The following is a 23753-nucleotide window of genomic DNA, read 5'->3' on the forward strand; positions in this document are numbered from 1 at the left end:
GTTCGGGCGCCGGCCGGTGGCCGGCGCCCGGTCTCAGGGGCGGGCGCCGCCGGGCAGCGCCTTCGCGAACAGCCCGGCCAGGACCGCGGCGTGCGGGGCGTCCACCACGTCGTGGTGGTTGCTGCCGGGGATGTCGGCGGTGTGCACGGTGCCGCTGGTGCAGTGCCGCCAGTCCTCGGCCAGCACCCGCGGGCCGCCCAGTACCGGGTGCTGTTCGGTGGCCCGGTACAGGTGGATGTCCGCCCGCAGCGCGCCCGGTTCGACGCGGTAGCGAGCGGCCGCCCGCCCGTTGGCGGCGGCGACGGCGACCAGCCGGCGCATCGCCGCCGTCTCGGCCCGGCGGGCGAGCCGTCCGTCGTGGTGGCCCTTGCGCACCAGGGCGGTGATCACGGCCTCCTCGTCGAGCCCGGCCAGGTCGTCCGGGTCCAGTCCTGCGGCGAGGCCGAGCCGGACGAACTCCGGCCGCTCGTCCGCCGGTTGCTCCGCCCGGACGCCGGCGCCGGCGGTCTGCTCGGGGGCCCGGCTGTCGATGACGCCGAGGTAGCCGACCGTCTCCCCGGCCGCCTCCAGCCGGGTGGCGATCTCGTAGGCGACCAGGCCGCCGAAGGACCAGCCGGCCAGCAGGTACGGGCCGTGCGGGGCCGTCTGCCGGATCTCGCTCAGATAGCGCTCGGCCATCTCCTCGACCCGTTCCAGCGGTGTCTGCTCGGTGTTGTAGCCGACGCATTCCAGGCCGTACACCGGTCGGTCGCCGCCCAGGGCGCGGGCGAGTTCCAGGTAGCAGACGGCGTCGCCGCCGCGCGGGTGCACCAGGAACAGCGGGGTCCGCTCCGGCTCGCCGTCGGCCAGCCGGACCAGCAGCCGGTCGGCGGTCTCCGCGGTGTCGGGCAGCGCCTCGCAGAACTGTTCCACGGTGGGCTTGCGGAACACCAGGTTGAGCGGGACGGTGACCCCCAGTTCGGTGCGTACCGCCTCGATCAGTTCGAAGGCCTTCAGCGAGTGCCCGCCCAGCAGGAAGAACTCGTCGCGGACCCCGATCGGGGCCACTCCGAGGACGCGTTCCCAGATCCGCACCATGGCCAGCTCGGTGCGGTCGCGGGGAGCGAGCAGCGGCTGTTGGTCGCGGCGCAGTTCCGGCGCGGGCAGCGCCTTGCGGTCCACCTTGCCGTTCGGGGTGAGCGGCAGGGCGTCCAGTTCGAGCAGCACGCCGGGGACCATGAACTCGGGCAGGGCGGCCCGCAGGAACTCGTCCACCGGCGGGTGCGTGCCGTCGGCGCCCGCCCGGACCAGGTAACCGACCAGGATCGCGTCCACGCCGCTCCCGTGCACCGTGACCGCCGCCTCGGTGACGTCGGGGTGCCGGGCCAGTACGGTCTCGATCTCGCCGAGTTCGATGCGGTGGCCGCGCACCTTGACCTGGCCGTCGCCGCGGCCGCGGTACTCCAGGGTGCCGTCCGGCCGCCAGCGGGCGAGGTCGCCGGTGCGGTACAGCCGGCCGCCACTGCCGAACGGGTCGGCCAGGAAGCGTTCGGCGGTCAGATCGGGCCGGCTCGCGTAGCCGCGGGTGACGCCCTCGCCGCCGATGAACAGTTCACCGACCACGCCGACGGGCACCGGTTCGAGGTGCTCGTCGAGGACGTACACGCGGGTGTTGGCGATCGGCCGGCCGATCGGGACGGAGCCGGAGCCGCCGGGTTCCAGCCGGTGGGCGGTGGACCAGATGGTGGTCTCGGTCGGGCCGTAGACGTTCCAGACCTCGGCCAGTTCGCCGCGCATCCGCTCGGCCAGCGCCGGCGGCAGCGCCTCGCCGCCGGTCAGCGCGCGCAGCCGGGGGCTGTGCCAGCCGGTCTGCATCAGCAGGTGCCAGGTCGCGGGGGTGGCCTGGAGGACGGTGGCGCCGATCGCGTCGAGCAGCTTGCCGAGCCGGCTGCCGTCCCTGGCGTCCTCCCGGCCGACCAGGTGCACGGTGGCGCCGCAGGTGAGCGGGACCAGCAGCTCCAGGACGGCGATGTCGAAGGAGACCGTGGTCACCGCGCCGATCACGTCGTCCGCCGTGAGGGCGAGCCGGTCGGTCATGTCGCGGGCGAAGTTGACCACCCCCCGGTGCGGCACCATGACGCCCTTGGGGCGGCCGGTGGAGCCGGAGGTGTAGATGACGTACGCCAGGTTGTCCGGCGCGGCCTGCCGCCGTGGGCCGGCCTCGCGGGCCGGTACGCCGCCGGGCAGTTCGCGGTCGACCCGGATGACCTGGACACCGGCCGGGACGGCGACGTCGTTCCGGGTGGTCAGCAGCGTTCGGGCGCCGCTGTCGGTGATCATGTAGTCGATCCGGTCCGGCGGGTAGTCGGGGTCGATCGGCACGTAGTGTCCGCCGGACTTCAGGGTGCCCAGCAGCGCCACCGGCAGGTCGGCGGTGCGGTCGACGCAGACCGCGACCGGGTGGTCCGGGCCGGTCCCGAGGGCGACCAGCAGATCGGCCAGGCGTTCGGCGCGGGCGTCGAGTTCGGCGTACGAGAGCGGGCCGGACGCGTCCGCCAGGGCGGTCGCCGCCGGGGTCCGGGCGGCCTGCTCGGCGATCAGCCGGTGCAGCGTGTCCGCCGGCCGGCGTTCGGTGGCCGTGTCGTTCCACTCGCGGATCAGCCGGTCCCGCGCCCTGTCGTCGAGCAGTTCGAGCTCGCTCACCGGGCGGGCCGGGTCGGCGGCCACCGAGAGCAGCAGCCGGGTGAGCGCGGCGAGCAGCCGCTCGCCGGTCGCCCGGTCGAACAGGTCGGTCGCGTAGACGAGCCGGCCGTCCAGGCCGCCGCCGGGGCCGTCCTGCTCCCCGAGGTACAGCGTGAGGTCGAACTTGGCGCCGCCACTGGCCAGTTCGACGGGCGTGACGGCGAGGCCCGGTACCTCGAACGGCCGGGTGCCCTGTTCGTTGAGGACCAGCATCGCCTGGAACAGCGGGTTGCGGCTGAGGTCGCGCTCCGGCCGCAGCTCCTCCACCAGCCGCTCGAACGGCACGTCCTGGTGGGCGTAGGCGCCCAGCGCGGTCTCCCGGACGCGGGCCAGCAGCTCGGTGAAGCCGGGATCGCCGGAGAGGTCGGTGCGCAGCACCAGGTTGTTGACGAAGAAGCCGATCAGCGGCTCCAGTTCGGTCCGGTTGCGGCCCGCGATCGGGGCGCCGACCGTGATGTCCCGGCTGCCGGACCAGCGGCCCAGCAGGGCCTGGAAGGCGGCCAGGAGCACCATGAACAGGGTGGCGTTGTGCGTCCTTCCCAGCTCGCGCACGCGCTCCACCAGCTCGCCCGGCAGGGTGAAGGCGATCTCGTCGCCCCGGCCCGACCACTCGGCCGGCCGCGGCCGGTCGCCGGGCAGTTCCAGCGGCGCCGCTCCTTCCAGTTTCCGCCGCCAGTAGGTGAGTTGGCCGTCCAGCACCGGCCCGGTGAGCCGGTCGCGCTGCCACCGGGCGTAATCACGGTAGGTGCGGGTGAGCCGGGGCAGCGCCGCGGTGTCGCCGCGGTAGCCGAGGAACAGCTCCTCCCAGAACAGGCGGGAGGACCAACCGTCGAAGACGGCGTGATGGACGACGACCACCAGCAGGTGTTCCTGCTCGTCGACGGTGATCAGGCGGGCCCGCAGCAGTGGTGCGCTCTCCAGGTCGAAGGGCAGCTCGGCGTCCGCGCGGGCGAGGCACAGCGCCTCGGCGCGGGCCCGCTCGCCCGGCAGGGCGGACAGGTCCGTGCTCACCGGCTCGAACACCGAGACGGGATCGACCACTTGGTGGGCGCCGTCGGGTCCGGTGGCGATCCTGGTGCGCAGCACCTCGTGCCGTTCGACCACCGCGCGCAGCGCGCCGAGCAGCCGCTCGCGGTCCAGTGTGCCGGTGAGCCGGACGGCGGCCGGGATGTTGTAGTCGGCCCGGCCCGGCTGGATGCGGTCGAGCAGCCACAGCCGCTGCTGGCCGAACGAGAGCGGCGCCGGTCCCTCGGCAGCGCGGGCCGACAGGTCGCCGTCGCCGCCGGCGATGTCGTCCAGGGCGCGCGCGTAGTCGGCCAGCCGCTGGTGCCGGAAGATCAGGTGCAGCGGGATGTCGCGGGCGAGGGCGGTCCGCAGCCGGGCGGTGACCTGGGTGGCGCGCAGCGAGTGGCCGCCAAGTTCGAAGAAGTCGTCCTGGCCGCCGACCTGTTGGCAGCCGAGCACATGCTGCCAGACCTCGGCCACCGTCCGTTCGGTGGCGGTGGCCGGGGCCACGTAGTCGCGGGTGGAGCGGCGGCCGGCGGCCGGGGCCGGGAGGGCGGCGCGGTTGACCTTGCCGTTGGCGTTCAGCGGCAGCGCGTCCAGTTCGACCAGCACGCCGGGGACCATGTACTCGGGCAGCCTGGCGCGCAGGAAGGTCCGCAGGTCGGCGCCGGAGCCGGCCGGGGTGCGCCGGACCACGTACCCGACGAGTTCCTTCTCCGCGCCCTCGCCGAAGGCCATCGCCACCGCCTGGTCGACCTCCGGGTGGCGGCCCATCGCCGCCTCCACCTCGCCCAGTTCGATGCGGTGGCCGCGGATCTTGACCTGGTTGTCGCGCCGGCCGTGGAACTCCAGCACCCCGTCGGGCCGCCAGCGGGCCAGGTCACCGGTGCGGTAAAGACGGGCGCCGGGCGGCCCGTAGGGGTCGGGGCGGTAGCTCTCGCCGGTGCGGGCCGGGTCGTGCAGATAGCCGCGGGCCAGGCCCTCGCCGCCGACGCAGAGTTCGCCGACGGTGCCGATCGGCAGCAACTCCAGCTGTTCGCCCAGGACGTAGGCGCGCGCGCCCGGAATCGGGCGGCCGATCGGGATCCGGCCGGCCGCGACGTCGGCCTCGGTCACCCGGTGGTACGTGGAGGTGTTGGTGCACTCGGTGGGGCCGTACTGGTTGATCACCTGCACCGCCGGGCCGAGCCGCCGGGCCTCCTGGACGTGTCCGGGGGTCAGCGCCTCGCCCGTGGTCATCAGCAGGCGCAGCGGCGCGTCGGGCGGGGTGGTCGCGGCGGCGGCCATCGCCCGGAGCATGGACGGCACCAGCGAGAGGATCGCGGTGATCCGCTCCCGCTCCAGGATGGCGAGCAGCGCGTCGGGGTCCCTGGCGTCGTCGCGGCGCACGACGACCACCCGGCCTCCGACGCTCAGCGGTGCGAACAGGTCGCGGACCGAGGGGTCGAAGGTCAGCGCGGTCCTGGCGAGCACCACGTCGTCGGCGCCGAGGCCGAAGGTGGAGGTGAGGTAGCCGAGGTAGGCGGTGATGCCGCCGTGGCGGACGGCGACGCCCTTGGGCCGGCCGGTGGAGCCTGAGGTGTAGATCGCGTACGCCAGGTCGTCGGCGGTGGCGAGGGGCGGCAGCGGGTCGGCCGGGTGGGCGGCGACCGCCGCCCGCTCGCGGGCCAGGTCGAAGACGGGCACGTCGATCCCGGCGGGGACGGCGCGGGCGTCGTCGACCAGCAGCAGCGCCGCCCGGCTGTCGGAGAGGATCAGCTCGACGCGCTCGGCCGGGTACTCCGGATCGACCGGGACGTAGTGGCCGCCGGCCTTGAGCACGGCGAGCAGCGCGATCACCCGGTCCACCGAGGGATCGGCCAGCACCGCCACGGCGGTGCCCGGTCGCACGCCGCGCTCGCGCAGGGCGCGGGCCAGCCGGTTGGCACGGGCGTCCGTCTCGCCGTAACCGAGCTGCTGCGCGCCGCAGCTCAGCGCGATCGCTTGGGGCCTCAACCGGGCCTGCCACTCGAACAGTTGGTGCAGGCAGGGCTCGGCCGGCCTGACCGCCGGGCCGCCGGACCACTCCTCCAGCAGCCGGTGCCGCTCGTCCGCGTCCAGCACCTCGATGTCCGAAAGGTGGGCAGCCGGCCGGTCCGCGACGCCGGCCAGCAGGCGGACGTAATGACCGGCCAGCCGTTCCACGGTGGCCCGGTCGAAGAGGTCGGTGGCGTACTCGATGGTGCCGGTGAGCCCGTCGGGGCGCTCGGTGAGGGCGAGGCTGAGGTCGAACTTGGCGGTGCCGTTGCCCATTTCGACGGCCGTCACCTCGATGCCGTCCAGCGGGAGGGCGTCGGGCTGGTCGGGGTGCAGCTGGAAGAGGATGTCGAAGACCGGGTTGCGGCCGAGGTCGCGCTCGGGACGCAGCTCCTCGATCAGCCGGTCGAAGGGCAGGTCCTGGTGGTCGTAGGCGGCGGTGGCGGTCTCGGCGGTACGGCGCAGCAGTTCGGTGAAGGCCGGGTCGCCCGACAGGTCGGTGCGCAGCACCAGGGTGTTGACGAAGAAGCCGATCAGCGGCTCCAGTTCGGCCCGGTTGCGGCCGGCGATGGCGGTGCCCACCGCGATGTCGCGCTGCCCGGTCCAGCGGGCCAGGAGGGCCTGGAAGCCCGCGAGCAGCACCATGAACAGGGTGGCGCTCTCCCGGCGTCCGAGCGCGGTGAGCCGCCGTGCCAGCTCGGCGGGCAGCTCGAAGGCGACGTGGTCGCCGGTGCCGCTCCGCTCGGCGGGCCGGGGCCGGTCGGTGGGCAGCTCCAGCGCCGGCACCTCGGCCAACTGCTCGCGCCAGTAAGCCAGTTGAGCGTCAAGGTCGCCGCCGGCCACCCTGCGTTCCTGCCAGTCGGCGAAGTCGGCGTACTGGACCGGCAGTTCGGGCAGCTCCGCGGTGGTACCGGCACGGCGGGCGGCGTAGCCGGCCGACAGCTCGCGCCAGAACACCGGCATCGACCAGCCGTCGGCCGCGGTGTGCTGGAAGACGAGGACCAGCAGGTGCTCGGTGGCGGCGGTCCTGATCAGGCGGGCCCGCAGCAGCGGGGCGGCGGTGAGGTCGAAGGGCGTGCCGGCCTCGGTCCGGGCCAGCTCCAGCGCCTGCCGTTCGGCCTGCTCGGCGGGGAGCGCGGCGAGGTCGGTGACGGCGACCCGGAAGCAGTCGACGGGCTCGACCAGTTGGACGGGGGTGTCGCCCTCGGCGGCGAACCGGGAGCGCAGCACCTGGTGCCTGCCGACCAGGTCGGTGAGTGCCCCGGTGAGCGCGTCGCGGTCGAGTTCGCCGGTCAGCCGGACGGCCACCGGGATGTTGTAGTCGGCCCGGCCCGGCTGGAGTTGGTCCAGGAACCACAGCCGCCGCTGGGCGGAGGAGAGCGGTGCCGCGGTGCCGCTCGGGCGGCGCGGGACGGCTGGGAGGACGGCCGCGCCGGCGGGTCCGGTCCCGGCCAGGGCGGCGGCGAAGTCCGCCAGGACGGGGTGTTCGAAGAGGGTGCTCAGCGGGATGTCGCGGCCGAGCCGGGCGCCGAGCCGGGACACCGCTCGGGTCGCCTTGAGCGAGTGGCCGCCGGACTCGAAGAAGTGCGCGTGACGGCCGATGGGCTGGACGCCCAGCACCTCGGACCAGACCTCGGCGACCAGTTCCTCGGTCTCGGTCCGCGGCGCGGCGTACTCGCTCCGGCGCGCGCTCTGCTCGGGCTCGGGCAGGGCACGGCGGTCCAGCTTGCCGTTCGGGGTCAGCGGCAGGTCCTCCAGCACCAGCACCGCGGCCGGCACCATGTAGTCCGGCAGCGATCCGGCCAGCGCGCCGCGCAGCTTTGCGCCGTCCAGCTCCGCGCCCGGCGCGGGCACCGCGTAGCCGACCAGCGTCTCGTCGCGGACCAGTACGGCGGCCCGGCCGACCCCCGCGCAGCGCAGCAGCGCTCCCTCGATCTCGCCGAGCTCGATCCGGAAGCCGCGCACCTTCACCTGGTCGTCCGCCCGGCCCAGGTACTCGATGGCGCCGTCGGCCCGGCGGCGGACCAGGTCGCCCGTGCGGTACATCCGGCTGCCGGCCGGTCCGAACGGGTCGGCCAGGAAACGCTCGGCGGTCAGGGCGGGCCGGTCGAGGTAGCCGCGCGCCAGCCCGCTGCCGGCGATGTACAGCTCGCCGACCACGCCGACCGGTACCGGCCGCAGGCCCGGATCGAGCACGTACAGGCGGGTGTTGTCGAGCGGGGCGCCGATCGGTATCCGGCCGCCGGCCCCGGCGGGCTCGCGCACCGGGTGGCAGGCCGCGAAGGTGGTGGTCTCGGTGGGCCCGTACCCGTTGGTGACCACGATTCCGGGGCAAGCCTTGAGGGCCCGGCGGAAGGACTCCGGGGAGGCGGCCTCGCCGCCGGTCCACACGTGCCGGACCCCGCTGAGCGCTTCGGCGCACTCGTCGACCACCAGGTTGAACAGGGCGGCGGTGAGCCAGAGCGCGCTGATCCGGTGTCCGGCGACCAGCCGGCCGAGCCCGGCCGGGGTCAGCGGCCCGGCGGGGGCGATCACGACCTCGCCGCCACTGAGCAGCGGGGCCCAGAGTTCGTAGGTCGAGGCGTCGAAGGAGTGCGGCGAGTGCAGCAGCACCCGGTGGTGCCCGTCGGCCCAGCGGTGGTCCAGGGCCAGGGCGGCGACGTTGGCCTGGGTCACCGCTATGCCCTTGGGCACCCCGGTCGATCCGGAGGTGAACATCACGTAGGCGAGCTGGTCGGGCAGGACCCGGACGGCGGGCGCCGCCGCTTCGGCCGGGCCCGGCTCGGTCACGTCCAGCACCGGCAGCGAGGTCGTCGTGACCAGTTCGTGCCCGGCGCAGGCGGGGTCGGTGAGCAGCACGGCCGCACCGGTCGCCGCCAGCTGCCCGGTCAGCCGGGTGGTCGGGAAGCGTTCGTTGAGCGGCACGTACACGCCGCCCGCCCGCAGCACCGCGAGGATCGCCACCACCAGGTCGGTGGAGCGCTCCAGCAGCAGGCCGACGGCGGTCTCCCGGCCGACCCCGGCGGCGGCCAGCCGGCCGGCCAGCCGGGCGGTGGAGTCGTCGAGTTGACGGTACGTCAGCTTCTGGTCGCCGCAGCTGACGGCGATCGCGTCCGGGGTGCGCCGCACCTGGGCCGCGAACAGCTCGGGCAGGCTGCCGCTCGCGTGCGCGCGCTCGGTGGCGTTCCAGCCGGTGAGCAACTGCTCCCGCTCCCCCGGCTCCAGCAACTCCAGCTCGGCGAGGGGCCGTTCGGGATCGGCGACGGCGCCGGTGAGCAGTCGCCGGTAGTGGCTCAGCAGCCGGCGGGCGGTGCCGGCGTCGAACAGGTCGGCGTCGAAGGTGAGGCTGCCGGAGACCGTGTCCCCGTGATCGGTGACGAACACCGCCAGGTCGAACAGCGCGACCTCGAAGTCGGTCCGGCACGGCTCGACCGAGACGCCGGGCAGGCGGAGCGCCGCCGCCTCGTCCTCGGCGGCGGCGAAGACCACCTGGACCAGCGGGTTGCGGTTGAGCGTCCGGTCAGGCGCGAGCTCCTCGACCAGCTTCTCGAACGGGACCTCCTGGTGCTGGTAGGCGCCGACGGTGGTCTCGCGGACCCGCCCGAGCAGCTCGGCGAAACCGGGGTCGCCGGCCAGGTCGGTGCGCAGCACCAGGGTGTTGGCGAAGAAGCCGACCAGCCGCTCCAGCTCGACCCGGTCCCGGCCGGCGATCGGGGTGCCGACCGCGATGTCGTGCTGGCCGCTGTAGCGGGCCAGCACCGCCTGGAATCCGGCCAGCAGCGTCATGAACATGGTGGCGCCGGTCCGCTCGGACAGCCGGCGCAGCCCGGCGACCAGCGGGGCGGGCAGCGTGAAGTCCAGGGTGCCGCCGCGGCCGGTGCGCCGGGGCGGGCGCGGCCGGTCGGTGGGCAGTTCGAGCTGGTCGAGACCGGCCAACCGCTCGCGCCAGTAGCTCAGTTGGCCCTCCAGGGCGCCGTTCCCGAAGCGTTCGCGCTGCCAGCCGGCGTAGTCCTGGTAGCGGATCGGGAGCGGCGGCTGCTCGTCGTCGCGGCCCTCGGCCAGCGCCCGGTAGCGGCGGCCGAGTTCGTCCCACAGGAGGGACATCGACCAGCCGTCGGTGGCGATGTGGTGCAGCACCAGCAGCAGCACGTGGTCGTCCTGGTCCAGCCGGACCAGCAGGGCGCGCAGCAGCGGGCCGGCGCCCAGGTCGAAGGGGAGCAGCGCGTGGGCGCGGGCCAGCTCCAGGGCCCGCCGCTCGCGGCCGTCCGCGGGCTCGCCGGTGAGGTCGGTCACCGGCAGCTCGACCTCCGTTGCCGGGAGGAGGACCGGCTGCGGACGGCCGTCCCGTTCCCGGAACACGGTGCGCAGCACCTCGTGCCGCCGTACCAGCCCGGTCAGGCAGCGGCGCAGCAGTTCCGGGTCGAGCGGACCGCGCAACCGGAGCAGTCCGGGGACCGCGTAGCCGGGCGCTCCGGTGAGCATCCGGTCCACCAGCCACATCCGTTCCTGGGCGAAGGAGGCCACCGCCTCGCCGTCGGGGCGCCGTACGACACCTCCGGTCGCGGGCCCGGCCGCGGCGGCGCCGCCCCGCGCCTCGCGCACCCGCCGCCTGAGCAGTTCCCTGGCGGCGGCCAGCCGGTCCTGTCGCGGCTCGGTCCCCGTGGGCCGATCGCTGTCCTGAATGGTCACGCCATCTCTCCCTGGTGTACGTGGGGACGCGGCTCGTCCTGGTCCGCGATCAGTTCCTGCAGGAGCACGTCCTCGACGGCGGCCGCGAACGCCTCGACGGTGGGGTGGTCGAACAGGGTGTGCAGCGGCAGCTCGACGCCGAGCGCGTTGCGCAGCCGGGCCACCACCCTGGTCGCCTTGAGCGAGTGGCCGCCGGACTCGAAGAAGTGCGCGTTGCGGCCGATGGGTCGGGCGTCCAGCACCTCGGACCAGACTTCGGCGACCAGTTCCTCGGTCTCGGTCCGCGGCGCGGCGTACTCGCTCCGGTGCGCGCTCTGCTCGGGTTCGGGCAGGGCGCGGCGGTCCAGCTTGCCGTTCGGGGTGAGCGGCAGTTCGTCGAGCACGGTCAGCGTGGCGGGCACCATGTACTCGGGCAGTGTCCTGGCCAGTGCCGCGCGCAGCTCGGCCGGGTCCGGCGCCGCGCCCCCGGCCGGGACCAGGTAGCCGGCCAGCACCTCGCCGCGGACCGCCACGGCCGCTTGGCGCACCTGTGGCAGGGAGGCCAACTGGGTCTCGATCTCGCCGAGTTCGATGCGGAAGCCGCGGATCTTCACCTGGTCGTCGGCCCGGCCCAGGTACTCCACGGCACCGTCCGGGCACCAGCGGACCAGGTCCCCGGTGCGGTACATCCGGCTGCCGGCCGGTCCGAACGGATCGGGCAGGAAGCGCTCGGCGGTCAGCGCCGGGCGGCCGAGGTAGCCGCGCGCCAGACCGGCGCCGGCCAGGTAGAGCTCGCCCACCGCGCCGACCGGGACCGGGTTGTGGTCCGGGTCCAGCACGTACAGGCGGGTGTTCCAGATCGGCCGGCCGATCGGCACCCGTGCGCTGCAGGGCCGGCAGGGCCAGTAGGTGACGTCGATGGCGGCCTCGGTCGGCCCGTAGAGATTGTGCAGCGGGACATCCAGGACCCGGAAGAACCGCTCCTGCAGTTCCACCGGCAGGGCCTCGCCGCTGCAGATCACCCGGCGCAGCGTGGTGCAGTCCGCGGCGGCCGGCTCGTCCACGAAGGACTGGAGCATCGAGGGCACGAAGTGCACCGTGGTGACGGCCTCGCGCCGGATCACGCCGGCCAGATAGACCGGGTCCAGGTGTCCGCCCGGCTCGGCCACCACCAGCGCGGCGCCCGCCAGCAGCGGCCAGAGGAACTCCCAGACGGAGACGTCGAATCCGAACGGGGTCTTCTGCAGCACCCGGTCGTCGGCGGCCAGGCCGTACTCGGCCTGCATCCAGGCCAGCCGGTTGACGATCGCGTCGTGCGCGACCGTGACGCCCTTGGGCCGGCCGGTGGAGCCGGAGGTGTAGATGATGTACGCGGGGTGGCCGGGCAGCAGCCCGGTGCCGGCCGGCTCGGCGGTGCCGCACCGCTCCAGCTCGGCCAGGGTGCCGGGTTCGTCCAGGACGATCCGCGGCACACCGGCGTCGGCGGGCAGCGCGCCGGCCGCGCCACGGGTGGTCACCACCAGCGCGGGCCCGGCGTCGTGGAGCAGGTAGCCGATGCGGTCGGCCGGCAGTCCGGGGTCGATCGGCAGGTAGGCGGCGCCGGCCTTCAGGGTCGCCAGGATCGCGACGACCATCTCGGTGGACCGCGTCAGCACGAGCGCGACCCTGCTCTCCGGTCCGGCGCCGTACCGGCCGAGCAGCTCGGCCAACCGGTTGGCGCGGGCGTCGAGTTCGGCGTAGGTGAGGGCCTCGTCGCGGAACACCACGGCGGTCCGGTCCGGGGTCGCCCGCGCCTGCCGCCGGAAGAGTTCGGGCAGGGTGCCGCCCGGCACGGTGTGCGCGGTGTCGTTCCACTGCCGCAGCACCCGCTCGCGCTCCGGCTCGGAGAGTACGTCGATCCGCCCCACCGGGAGGTCGGGCTGCTCGCAGGCCAGGGTGAGCAGCAGTTCGAGCGACCGTCCCAGCTCCGCCGCCGCCTGCGGGGAGACCGCCTCGGGCCGGTGGTCGATCATCAGCCGCAGCCGTTCGCCCGGTACGGCGAGCAGGTTGACGGTGTAGTGGGTGGCGTCGGTGCCCGCGGCGCCGACCAGTCGCGGGCCGCCGGTGCGCCGGCCGAGGGCGGCCAGGTCCAGCGGGTAGTTCTCGAAGACGACGGCGGTGTCGAACAGCGTGCCGAGGCCCGCCTCCCGCTGGATGTCGGCGATGCCGAGGTGCTGGTGGTCGAGCAGCCGGGACTGTTCGGCCTGGAGCCGGGCCACCGCGTCCAGCAGCGGCTCGGCGGAGTCGATCCGGAACCGGACCGGCAGGGTGTTGATCAGCAGGCCGACCATCCGCTCGACCCCCGCGATGTCGGGTGTGCGGCCGGAGACGGTCCCGCCGAACACCACGTCGGTGCGGCCGGTGAGCCGGCCGAGCAGGATCGCCCACGCGGTCTGCACCACGCTGCTGAGGGTCAGGCCACGACCGCGGGCGCGTTCGGCCAGCCGTCCGGTCAGCTCGGCGGACAGCTCGACGGTGACCCGTTCGGGCAGTGCGCGCACCCGGTTGGCGTCCTCGCCGGCAGCGGGCGCGGCCAGCACGGTCGGCTCGTCGAGGCCGCTCAGCGCCTGCCGCCAGGCGGCCAGCGCGCCCGCCCGGTCCTGCCGGGCCAGCCAGCTGAGGTAGTCGGCGTACTGCACGACCGGGTCGGCCGGCTCCCGGCCCGCCTGCCGGTAGCTCTCGAACAGCTCCTCCAGCAGTACGGCGGAGGCCCAGCCGTCCCACAGGACGTGGTGGTTGGTCAGCACCAGCCGGTGCCGCTCGGCGGCCAGCCGCAGCAGGGTGAAGCGCACCAGCGGCGGACGTTCCAGGTCGAAGCGGCGCAGCCGGTCCGCGGCCAGCCATCGCTCCAGCTCCCGCTGCTGGGCCGGGCCGGTGAGGGCGGTCAGGTCCACCTCGTCGAACGGCAGCGGCACCTCCCGGAGCACCACCTGGACCGGCTCGGGCACCCCGCGCTCGGTGAAGGCGGTGCGCAGCACGGCGTGCCGGCGCAGCAGCGAGGCGCAGGCCGCGCGCAGCGCGACCGGGTCGAGCGGGCCCGCCAGATCGAGGATGACCTGCCCGGTGTACGTGTCGAGTGCCTGTTCGTCGTAGCGGGAGTGGAAGAGCAGGCCCTCCTGGAGGGGGGAGAGCGGCAGCACGTCGACCAGACCGGGGTGGCCGGCGGCGAGCGCGTCGATCTCGTCGGGGCCCAGCCGGACCAGCGGGAAGTCGACCGGTGCGTGGGCGCGCGGGGTGTCCCGTGCGGCCCGCTCGCACAGCAGGTCGAGCGCCTGCGTCCAGTCCTCGGCCAGCTCGGCGGTGTCCGCTGCGGTGAGCAGCGCCCCAGGGCCGCTGAAGACCACGGTCAGCTCCGAGCGGCCGGAGTGGTCGGTGGCCAGGGCGTTGATCTCCAGGACGTGGTCGAGCGGCATCGCCGGATCGGCATGGGCCCGCAGTTGCTCGCCGTCGGCGGGCGACCAGTCGCCCCGCTGCCGCGCCGGGAAGCGGCCGAGGTAGTTGAAGAGGATCTGCGGCCGGGGGTGACCGGCCAGCCGCGGCCCGGTCTGCGGGTTCAGGTGGCGCAGCAGGCCGTAGCCGAGGCCGTCGCCGCCCGGCAGGTCGGCCAGGCCCTGCTTCACCCGCGCGACGAGCCGGTCCAGCGCCTCGCCGCCCTGCCAGGCCGCCGCCGGGTCGATGCCGGCGTGTGCCAGCCGGACGGGGTACTGGCTGGTGAACCAGCCCACCGTACGGGACAGATCGCTGCCGTCGCCGAGGTCGGTGCGGCCGTGGCCCTCCAGCTCGACCTGGAGTTCACCGGGGTCGGCGATGCCACGGCGGGCCCGCCAGCGGAAGGCGGCCAGGGCGAGCGCGGCGAGCAGGATCTCGGGGACCCCGGTACGGAAGGCGGCGGGGACGGTGGTCAGCAGCGGGCGGGCCCGCTCGTCCGGGAGCGTGACGGTCAGCTGCCGGGCGGTGGCGACGGTGTCGCGGCGCGGGTCGGGGCGGAGCTCGCCGAGCACCCGGCCGGGGCCGGCGGCGATCTCCTGCCAGCCGGGCAGTTCGGCCAGCAGCTCGGGCCGCCGCGCCCGCTCGGTCAGTCGCCGCGCCCAGCTCCTGAAGGGCGTGGTCCGGGCGGGCAGCTCCGGCGCGGCGGATGCGCGGGCGGCCTGGTGGGCCGCGGCGAAGTCGGGCAGCAGGATCCGCCAGGACACCCCGTCGACCACCAAGTGGTGCAGGGCGAGCAGCAGTTGTCCGGGGGCGTTCGGGCCGGCGTCGAACCAGACGGCCTGGAGCATGGTGCCGGTGGCCGGGTCGAGCCGGTCCAGGGCGGCGGTGGTGTGCCGCTCGACCGTCTCGGCGCGGGCCCGCTCGTCGAGTCCGGCGACATCCGCCCGGCTGACCAGGCGGTCCGCGTCCACGCTCCCGGCGGGCGGGATCTCCAGCGTCCAGCCGTCGCCGCCGCCCGTGCGCAGCCGCAGCATGTCGTGGTGGTCCAGCAGTGTCCGCACGGCCGCGACGATCCGGTCGAGACCGGTGTCCGCGGGAGCGCGGAGCAGCATCGACTGGCTGAACCGGCCGATCGGGCCGCCGTTCTCGGCCAGCAGGCGCATGGCCGGTGTCAGCGGGACCGGTCCGTCGCCCGGCTCCGCCACCGGCTCGGCCGGGCGCCGCTCACCGGTGGGGTCGGCGCGCTCCAGTACGGCGGCGAGCGCGGCGACGGTCTTGTGCTGGAAGACGTCCCGCAGCGCGATGCCGAACCCGGCCGCGCGGGCCCGGCTGACCAGGGTGATGGCGCTGATGCTGTCGCCGCCCAGGGCGAAGAACGTCTCCTCGGTGCCGACCGCGTCGAGGCCCAGCACCTCGGCGAACAGCCGCTCCAGGACGCGCTCGGCGTCGGTGCGCGGCGGCCGGCCGCCCTCGCGGGTGCCGCGCTCGGGGGCGGGCAGCGCCCCCCGGTCGAGCTTGCCGCTGCTGTTCAGCGGCAGCCGGTCCAACGGCACGAAGGTCTGAGGCACCATGTAGCCGGGCAGCGTGGCGGCGAGCCGGTCGCGCAGTTCCTCCGGCTCGGGCGCCGCGCCGTCCTCGGCCACCAGGTAGGCGACCAGGGCGCGCCTGCCCGTGTCCTCGCGGACGATCACGGCGGCCTGCCGGATGCCCGGCTGCTTGGCCAACTCGGCCTCGATCTCGCCGAGTTCGATCCGGTAGCCGTTGATCTTGACCTGCTGGTCGACCCGGCCCAGGTACTCCAGTTCACCCTCGGGGGTCCAGCGGACCAGGTCGCCGGTGCGGTAGAGCCGGGAGCCGGGCGGGCCCCACGGGTCGGGGCGGAAGCGGTCGGCGGTCCCCGCGCTCGCGCCGAGGTAGCCGCGGGCCAGACCGACGCCGGCCACACACAGCTCTCCGGTCGCGCCGGGCGGCAGCAGCCGCAGCTCGGAATCGACGACGTACACCCGGTGATTGGGCATGGGCCGGCCGATCGGCGGCGCCTGGCCCGCGCCGCCGCCCTGCCAGCGGTGCGTGGTCACGGTGACCGTGGTCTCGGTCGGGCCGTACATGTTCCAGACCTGGCGGCCCGGTGCGCTCCAGCGGTTCAGCTGCTCGGCGGAGGGGGCCTCGCCGCCGGTGGAGACGAAGGTCAGCGCGGGCAGCGCGGCCGGGTCGAGCAGCGGCAGCAGCGCCACCGGCAGGTCGGCGCAGGTCACCTCGCGGTCGGCCAGCAGTGCCTGGAGCCGGGTGATGTCGACCCGTTCCTCGTCGGTCGCGAGCACCAGGGTCGCGCCGGAGAGCAGCGCGCCGAAGATGTCCAGCACGGAGACGTCGAAGCTGAGCGAGGCGAAGCCGAGCAGACGGGTGTGCTCGTCCAGACCGTAGACGGCGATGTTCTGGGTGGTGAACTCGACGGCGGAGCGGTGGTCGATCACCACGCCCTTGGGCCGGCCGGTGGAGCCCGAGGTGTAGATCAGGTAGGCGGCGTTCAGCGGCGTGACGGCGGCCGGAGCCGCGGTTCCGGCGACCGGCTCCCCCGCGGTTTCGGCGTCCGGCTCCCCCGCGCCGGCCGGGTGGGGCTCGTCCACGCTGGCCGAGGGGGCATCGTCCACACCGACCACGGTGACGTCGAGGCCGGTGAGGCGGTCGGCGAGTGCGGGTCGGGCAATGGCCACCCGCACGCCGGCATCGCGGACGATGAACTCAAGCCGCTGAGGGGGAAGTTGGGGGTCGAGCGGGACGTAGCAGCCGCCCGCCTTGAGCACCGCGAGCACCGCGGCGATCAGCTCCGTCGAGCGCTCCAGGAAGATCCCGACCGGCTGGTCAGGCCCGGTCGACCCGCGCAGCCGGGCGGCCAACCGGTCGGCCAGCTCGTCCAGTTGCCGGTAGGTCAGCGTCCGGTCGCCGCAGTGCACGGCGACGGCGTCCGGGCGGCGGCGCGCCTGCTGCTCGAACAGCTCGTGCAGGCAGCGGTCGGCGGGGAAGGGCGCGCTGCCGCCGTCGCCGAGCGCGAGCAGGAAGTCCCGGTCTTCGGGCGAGAGCAGTTCGATCGAGCCGATGCCGGCGGTGGGTTCCGCGGCGGCGAACCGCTCCAGGAAGCCGGCGTAGCGGCGCTGCTGCTCGTCCAGCTCGGTGGCGCCGCCGTGCGCGGCGTCGGCCTCGAAGCTCAGGCCGATCGGGCGGCCGTCGCCCCGCTCGTAGAGGTTGATGGACAGGTTGTCGACCGGTCCGAGGGTCAGGTTGTGGGCGCTCGCCGGGATGCCCGCGAAGCTCAGGCCGTAGTCGAAGGCCATGATGTTGACGGTGGCGGCGAAGATCTGCTGGTTTTCGCCGGTCAGCCCGAGGTCGCGGCGCAGATCCTCCAGGCGGTAACGCTGGTGCCGCAGAGCCTCTTTGGTGGCCCGTGCGGTACGGCGGATCAGCTCCGCCACGCTGGTCGTGGAGTCGACGGCGATCCGCAGCGGCACGATGTTCGAGGTCATCGCGGGGGTCGCGCGGGAGAGTGCGGTGCGGCAGCCGGTGACGGGCAGACCGAGCACCACGTCCTCGGCGCCGGTCAGCCGGTGCAGATACCCGGCGGTGGCGGCGAGCACCACGGCGGACCAGACGGTGCCGGCCCGGCGGGCGAGGGCCCGCAGATCGCGGGTGCCGTCCTCGGTCAGTTCGCGGCCGAGGCGGTGGATCTCGCCGGTCGGGCGGACGGCTGGGGGCAGGGGCGCGGCCGGCTCGGGCAGGTCGGCGGTGCGGTCGAGCCAGTACGCGCGGTCGCGGCGGTACTCCTCGCCGGACCGGTAGCCGGCGTCCTCGGCGACCAGTTCGCGCAGCGAGCCGTGGCCGGACGCGGCGGGCTCGGCGCCGTCGACCAGGGCGGTGTACACCTCGGCCACCCGCTGGGCGATCATCGCGCCGCTGCGGCCGTCCAGCACGATGTGGTGGTAGCAGTGGAACCAGAGGTACCGCTCGGGCCCGGTGCGCAGCAGAGCGAACCGGAAAAGCGGGCCCTCGGACAGGTCGAACGGCTTCGCCAGCTCGGTCCGCATCCACGCCTCGGCCGCCGCCGCGGGGTCGGGCCGGTCGCTGAGGTCGGCACGGCCGAGTTCCCAGTCGACGGGCGCGCCGACGGTCTGGAACACGTGGTCGCCGCGGGTGCGAAAGCGTGCGTTCAGCGACTCGGTCTCCGCCGCCACCCGCCGCAACGCCTGCTCGAACAGGCCCTGGTCCACGGCGCCGCGCAGCTCCAGGTACTCCGCGATGTGGTAGCCGACGCCGGTGGGGTCGAGCTTCTGCGCGAACCAGACGCCGGCCTGCGGCGCGGAGATCGGTATCAGGTCATGCCCGGAGGCGGACATCTCAGGGGTCCAATCTGTCGCTGATCTCGGGGCCTGCGGGGCCGGGCGGGCACACACGCGAGCACTGGCCAAAAATCAATCAGGTGGCGATCAACGTCCTGTCTGGGCCGGCTCTGACGGCCGATCACCGACCGATCAACGACACGGTGACCCTGGGACCGGAAACCAGCCCCACAGTCGGCCCTTCCCGAGAGCGAGCCCGGCCCCGTGCGGCACCGGCACGGGTGATCAACGGCTGATCATCGGCTGTCGGGGAGCGGTACGCGCCGGACTCCCGCCCCGCACACCCGACCGCTCCCCGGAAACGGCCGAGGGCCGGATTCGAATAGATCGAACCCGGCCCTGAACTGCGGCTCTTTCAAGCGGGATCGGCGGAAACGTCCCGGCAGCTTCCCAGTGGCCACGCCGGCCGGGAGACTGGCCGTCACCCCGGCGGGACGATGCCTCCGGAAACGAGCGGGAGGGTCCGAAGGGCCCCTCTGACCTGCGACTCCCTCAAGTCGGGACGACAGAATGACCTTTGGAGGCGTCGGAAACAGATGATGCTGCAGGCAAGTTCGAGCAGCCCCTGATGGAGGTTGGCTTGGCGCTCGTAGCGGATGCGCAGGCGCTTGAACTGGTACAACCAGGCGAAGGTACGCTCGACCACCCGGCACACCTTGCCGAGACCAGAGCCGTGTGCGACACCGCGGCGGGACGATCACCGGTTTGACGCCGACCCCGCAAACGGCGCCAGGCGGTCACCCCGGAGCAGCCCACCTCTTCGCTTGGTACCTCGCGCCAGGGCAGACCCTTGCGTAGGACGTAGACGCTGCCTGCCAGTTAAATCCGGTCCGGCACCGGGAGCCGACCAGGATGGCGGTGCCGCCGTGGGCGCACCGGCAATAGCGGGGCTATCCGGTCCCAGAGATCGTCGGGACAAAGTTCACGGTCGCGAGGCTGAAGCTTGCCAGAGAACCTAGTTGAGCACGCCGAGACAGATCGAGATACTCGCCGGATGGCCAATGCAGGAGACGAGGGCACTGAGCAGGGTTGGGATGAACCCTGGTACCGCGTCCGCACATCTCGGTTCGAGGCGTCCTTCTTGCCCGACGCCGGCGAAAATCTCGCTGCCGTCTGCAACGTCGACGTGGAGGTACGGCTGGCCGCGGACGGCTCCCGCTGGAGCGCGACCATGTGCACTCTCGCCGAAGTCGAGCGTCTCATGAAGAGGTGGCAACGGACAGGCGAAGAGTTGGGTGGCCGCTACTTCTGGTGCTCTGACGGACTGATTGTCCGGGATCCCGGCATCGACAACATGACACAGGTGCTCGTCGGCCTGCTCGACGCCGGTGACTTCGCGCAGGTTCTTCAGCAACTCGATGACGAGTGACTGTCGCCCATCCTACGAAGCCCCGGCTCGGTGGAGTTCACCGGTCGGGGCATCGCCGCGCCTTGGGGCGGTCAGTTCTGCTCGTCGTCCTCGGCCTCTCCGCCGACGGCGGGCGGCCTGGTTTCAGCGGGGGCCGTACTGATCCGCAGGCATCCGTCCGTACCGAACAGCTCGATCAACTGCGATAGACGGGCGCGGGCCGCGCTGCGGCCGAGGGCCTCTCCCGTGGTCACCCGCGCCCCTCCAGCTCCGCCCACACGATCTTGCCCCGGCGCCGCTCGTCCGTGCCCCCGTCGGCGGCCAGCGCCGCCACGAGACGCAGACCGCGCCCGCCCTCTTCGTTGTCGTCCGCTTCGCGCTCCAATGGCCGTGCCCGAGAGAGATCCGCGACGCCGACACGTACCCGCGCGGCGCCGGGGCGGTCGATGACGCCCCGGATGGACTCCCGCCGGGCGTGCTGCACGGCGTTGGCCACCAGTTCGGAGACGATCAGCGCCCCGTCCTCGGCCAATGCGTCCAGCCCCCAGACGGCACAGGCGGTACGAAGCAGGCGCCGCGCGGTGGCTGCGCTCTCGGGCTGCCTCGGCAAGGTCTCGCTGTACCTGGGGTGCCCGGTCCGGCGGGCCTGGGTTGTAGGTTGCGGCATGTCGGTCTGCTTCCTTGGACGCCACGGACGGCCCTCCCACACCGACCTGGGCCTACTGGGTAAACCGCGAGGAGCTGGAGGTTATGGACGCCCGGGTGTTCACCGAGCTGCGCCGCCCGCTGCGCGCCGTGCCGCTGCTCCAGGACGTGCTGGGACGCTACGACGCCACGCACGACCGGGAGGTCGCGCTGTACCGGTCGTGGCTGGCCGTGGCCCTGGCTGACGCGAACGAACCCGAGCAGGCCGCCAAAGAGGCCCGCCGCGTCATCGACACGTCCGGGGATCTCTCCTCGGAGCGTACGGCGGAGCGGGCCCGGACCGTCCTCCACCGGCTGAAGGGCTATGAGGACGTACCCGAGGCACGCGAAGTGCTGGCCGACTATGGGCACTTGTTGCTCGCCTAGGGGTACGCCACTCGTTTCCGGTCGGTGAAGCCAGCAAAGCGCCCTCAGCGAAGGAGCCGAGAAAAGTGGAACTTTGTCCGATCAGTCGTCCGCCTTCCCGCCGGTCTCCCCCTCGGGGAGCCGGAAGACCATCCGAAGGCCCCGCCCCCGTCCGGTACATGAGCGTCCTGGGCATGTCCCGATCGGCGCTCAGCGCCTCCCACGTGGCCTCACCCGGCTTCGGCGCTGCCGTGGCCCATCAGTGCGCCGCCCCTCGCCTTCCACTTCCGGGGGTGCTTCCCCGGCGACCTGGACGAGTACGGGTCCTCGCACGCGCACGACCCCTCTTCGGTGACCCGGCGGCAGAGGAAGACCTTGACGCCCTCGCCCGCGAGCAGCCGGGTCGCCGCCAGCAGGTCGTCAGGGTCCACCAGAGCGCCGTTCCCCCGCCTGCTGCTCGAACTGCTCGGCTGCCCTTGATCAACAGCATTTGTACGGAATGGTGAGACGGCATCTCTGGAAACGATCGAGAGGGGCCCCGAAGGACCCCTCTGACCTTGTACTTCACTGTCGGGACGACAGGATTTGAACCTGCGACCCCTTGACCCCCAGTCAAGTGCGCTACCAAGCTGCGCCACGTCCCGATGCGCTGACTCGCGGTGGACCGCGTGATCACGCGAACAGAACTTTACCGCACGTGCGGGGGTGCGCGGAAAGAGGGCCGGGGCGGGGGGAGAATCGGCGGTATGACGCATGCGGGTGGAGCCGGGGAACGGGACCGGGACGCGGAGGGGCGGGCCCGCAGTGCGCGGCCGCGGGACGGGCTCGGGCGGCCGTTGGCGTACGGCGCGCAGGGGGTGCCGCGGCAGCCGGAGGGCGTCGTCCGGGCGCCGCGGGAGACGGTCGCCGAGGCGCAGGCGCTGCTCGACGCGGGCAGGCCGTTCCACGCGCACGAGGTGTTCGAGGACGCCTGGAAGTCGGGGCCCGCGGACGAGCGTCCGCTGTGGCGGGGGCTGGCCCAGCTCGCGGTGGGGCTCACGCACGCGGCCCGCGGAAACGCGGTCGGCGGGGCGCGGCTGCTGCGGCGCGGGGCCGGCGCGGTCGAGGAGTGGGAGCGGGGCCGGGGCAAGGACCGGCCGTACGGGATGGACCTCGCCGGGGTCGTCCGCTGGGCGCGGGAGCTGGCCGGGCGGGTGGAGGCGGAGGACGGCCCCGTGGACGCCGTCGTTGAGGCGCCCCGGCTCGGACCCTGACGGCCGCGCGCCACCACGCCCCGGCTCGGGCCCCGACCACCGCGCACCACCACACCCCGGCTCAGGCCCCGACCACCGCGCGGCGCCCCCATAGTGGCCGTGGGTACGGCCGTCGGGTCCGTGCGGTGATCCGCCGTGCGGAGGCGGTGGACGCGTTGTCAGTGGCGTACGGCAGACTCGGTGGCGTGCGAGAGATTCATGTCATCGGTATCGGCGCGGGCGACCCCGAGCAGCTGACCCTCCAGGCGGTAAGGGCGCTGCGCGGCACGGATGTGTTCTTCCTGCTCGACAAGGGCGAGGAGAAAAGCGATCTCACCCGGTTGCGCCGGGACATACTCGACGCGCATCTGCCCGAGGGGTCGTACCGGTTGGTCGAGGCCCGCGATCCGGAGCGGGACCGCACGGCGGGCGGGTCGGCGTACTCACCGGCCGTCGGGGACTGGCGCAGCGCCCGCGCCGGTATCTACGAGCGGCTGATCGCCGAGGAGTTGGGCCCCGAGGAGACCGGCGCGTTCCTGGTGTGGGGCGATCCCGCGCTGTACGACAGCACGCTCGGGATTTTGGAGGAGGTGCTGGCGCGGGGCGCGGTCGCGTTCGCGTACGACGTGGTGCCCGGTGTCAGCAGTGTCTCCGCGCTGGTCGCCCGCCATCGCACCGGTCTGAACCGGGTCGCCCGGCCGGTGCAGATCACCACCGGGCGGCGGCTCGCCGAGGGCTTCCCGGAGGGGGTGGACGACGTGGTCGTGATGCTCGACGCCCACCAGGCCTTCCGGCGGTACGCGGACGAGGACATCGACATCTACTGGGGCGCCTACATAGGCACCCCGGACGAGATCCTCGTCTCCGGCCCGCTCGCCGAGGCAGGCCCGGAGATCGAGCGGGTGCGGGCCCAGGCGCGGGAGCGCAAGGGCTGGATCATGGACACGTATCTGCTGCGCCGCAACCCTGACCGGCGGTAACCGGGTCCAGCCAGCGCAGCACGGCCGTCACATCGGGTACGGCGGTCACCCCCGCGGGCAGCGCCGGGCGGCGTACGACCACCACGGGCAGCCCGAGTTCCCTGGCGGCCGTGAGTTTCGCCGCCGTGGCCTCGCCCCCGCTGTCCTTGGTGACCAGCATGTCGATGCGGTGCGCGCGCAGCAGTTCCCGCTCGCCGTCGACGGTGAACGGGCCGCGGGCGAGCAGGACTTCGGTGTGCGGCGGCAGCGGCGGGTCCGGGTGTTCCACCGAGCGCACCAGGAAGTGCCGGTCGGTCAGGTGGGCGAAGGCGGCCAGGCCCAGGCGCCCGGTGGTGAGGAACACCCGGCCGCCCGGTCCGGGCAGCGCCTCGGCGGCCGCCTCCAGGGACGGGACGTCGTACCAGCGGTCGCCCGGTACGGGCCGCCAGCCGGGGCGGCGCAGCACCACCGCCGGGACCCCGGTGGCCGCCGCCGCGCGGGCCGCGTGCGCGGTGATCGAGGCGGCGAACGGATGGGTGGCGTCGACCAACGCGTCCACCTGGTGCGCCCGCAGCCACTGAGCCAGTCCCTCGGCTCCTCCGAAGCCCCCGGTCCGCACCTCCCCCGGCACCGCTTCCGGCCGAGCCGTGCGCCCGGCCAGGGAGGTGGTCACCCGGAACCCGGCGGAGTGCGCGGGGTGCGCGGGGTGCGCGACCAGCGCGGCGGCGAGACGGCGGGCCTCGGCGGTACCACCGAGGACGAGGACGTGCCGGGGCACCGGCGGGCGCGGGGACGGCTCAGGCTGCGACGACGGCGAGGACCGCGGGGGCCGGGCGGGCTGCGGGGGCATGAGGCGAGCGTACGAGGCGGCGGGGGCCCGCCACCGGGCGGGGCG

General features: G+C 74.0%; 10 protein-coding genes, 1 tRNA gene and 1 pseudogene. 4 read left to right on the forward strand and 8 right to left on the reverse strand.

What is annotated here, in order from left to right; translation table 11 throughout:
- Nucleotides 1-33: 33 nt before the first annotated feature.
- The 3 genes and pseudogenes from AC069R_RS02510 to AC069R_RS02520 form a co-directional block, all read right to left on the reverse strand.
- Nucleotides 34-10431, reverse strand: coding sequence for a non-ribosomal peptide synthetase (locus AC069R_RS02510; protein ID WP_478763847.1), 10398 nt, complete (start codon nucleotides 10429-10431; stop codon nucleotides 34-36).
- Nucleotides 10428-18266 (reverse strand): amino acid adenylation domain-containing protein, encoded by a 7839-nt coding sequence (locus AC069R_RS02515; protein WP_478763849.1) that lies wholly within the window; start codon nucleotides 18264-18266, stop codon nucleotides 10428-10430. The genes AC069R_RS02510 and AC069R_RS02515 overlap by 4 nt, the downstream gene beginning before the upstream one ends.
- Nucleotides 18267-18777: 511 nt before the next feature.
- Nucleotides 18778-19163: pseudogene (locus AC069R_RS02520) on the reverse strand (transposase); the annotation flags it as partial.
- A 100-nt stretch (nucleotides 19164-19263) separates the two neighbouring features.
- Here AC069R_RS02520 and AC069R_RS02525 point away from each other — a divergent pair.
- On the forward strand, nucleotides 19264-19638 hold the full coding sequence (locus AC069R_RS02525) for a hypothetical protein (protein WP_478763851.1): 375 nt from the start codon (nucleotides 19264-19266) through the stop codon (nucleotides 19636-19638).
- A 71-nt stretch (nucleotides 19639-19709) separates the two neighbouring features.
- Here AC069R_RS02525 and AC069R_RS02530 read toward each other — a convergent pair whose 3' ends face one another.
- Both AC069R_RS02530 and AC069R_RS02535 read right to left on the reverse strand, forming a co-directional pair.
- Nucleotides 19710-19871 carry a hypothetical protein gene (locus tag AC069R_RS02530; protein WP_478763853.1) on the reverse strand — a complete coding sequence of 54 codons (162 nt, stop codon included), beginning with the start codon at nucleotides 19869-19871 and terminating at the stop codon, nucleotides 19710-19712.
- Entirely contained in the window at nucleotides 19868-20284 is a 417-nt protein-coding gene (locus AC069R_RS02535) for an ATP-binding protein (RefSeq protein WP_478763854.1), read from the reverse strand. The genes AC069R_RS02530 and AC069R_RS02535 overlap by 4 nt, the downstream gene beginning before the upstream one ends.
- Nucleotides 20285-20367: 83 nt before the next feature.
- On the opposite strand from AC069R_RS02535, the gene AC069R_RS02540 reads away from it, so the two are divergent.
- Nucleotides 20368-20688: a hypothetical protein gene (locus tag AC069R_RS02540; protein WP_478763856.1), complete on the forward strand. Its 321-nt coding sequence runs from the start codon at nucleotides 20368-20370 to the stop codon at nucleotides 20686-20688.
- Between the two features lie 209 nt (nucleotides 20689-20897).
- Here the strand turns inward: AC069R_RS02540 and AC069R_RS02545 are convergent, their stop codons facing one another.
- Together AC069R_RS02545 and AC069R_RS02550 are read right to left on the reverse strand one after the other, a co-directional pair.
- Complete coding sequence (locus AC069R_RS02545) at nucleotides 20898-21098, reverse strand: hypothetical protein (protein WP_478763858.1); 201 nt, start codon at nucleotides 21096-21098, stop codon at nucleotides 20898-20900.
- A gap of 139 nt (nucleotides 21099-21237) precedes the next feature.
- Nucleotides 21238-21311: transfer RNA gene (locus AC069R_RS02550), tRNA-Pro, on the reverse strand.
- A gap of 102 nt (nucleotides 21312-21413) precedes the next feature.
- Here AC069R_RS02550 and AC069R_RS02555 point away from each other — a divergent pair.
- Together AC069R_RS02555 and cobF are read left to right on the forward strand one after the other, a co-directional pair.
- Nucleotides 21414-21920, forward strand: a complete 507-nt coding sequence (locus AC069R_RS02555) for a DUF309 domain-containing protein (RefSeq protein ID WP_478763860.1) — start codon at nucleotides 21414-21416, stop codon at nucleotides 21918-21920.
- Nucleotides 21921-22105: 185 nt separating this feature from the next.
- Complete coding sequence (gene cobF, locus AC069R_RS02560) at nucleotides 22106-22879, forward strand: precorrin-6A synthase (deacetylating) (RefSeq protein ID WP_478763861.1); 774 nt, start codon at nucleotides 22106-22108, stop codon at nucleotides 22877-22879.
- Here cobF and AC069R_RS02565 read toward each other — a convergent pair.
- Nucleotides 22836-23636 (reverse strand): cobalt-precorrin-6A reductase, encoded by an 801-nt coding sequence (locus AC069R_RS02565; RefSeq protein ID WP_478764212.1) that lies wholly within the window; start codon nucleotides 23634-23636, stop codon nucleotides 22836-22838. The two genes, cobF and AC069R_RS02565, sit on opposite strands and share 44 nt — an antisense overlap.
- Nucleotides 23637-23753 lie beyond the last annotated feature (117 nt).

The sequence above is a fragment of the Streptomyces sp. NPDC043952 genome (assembly GCF_056435325.1).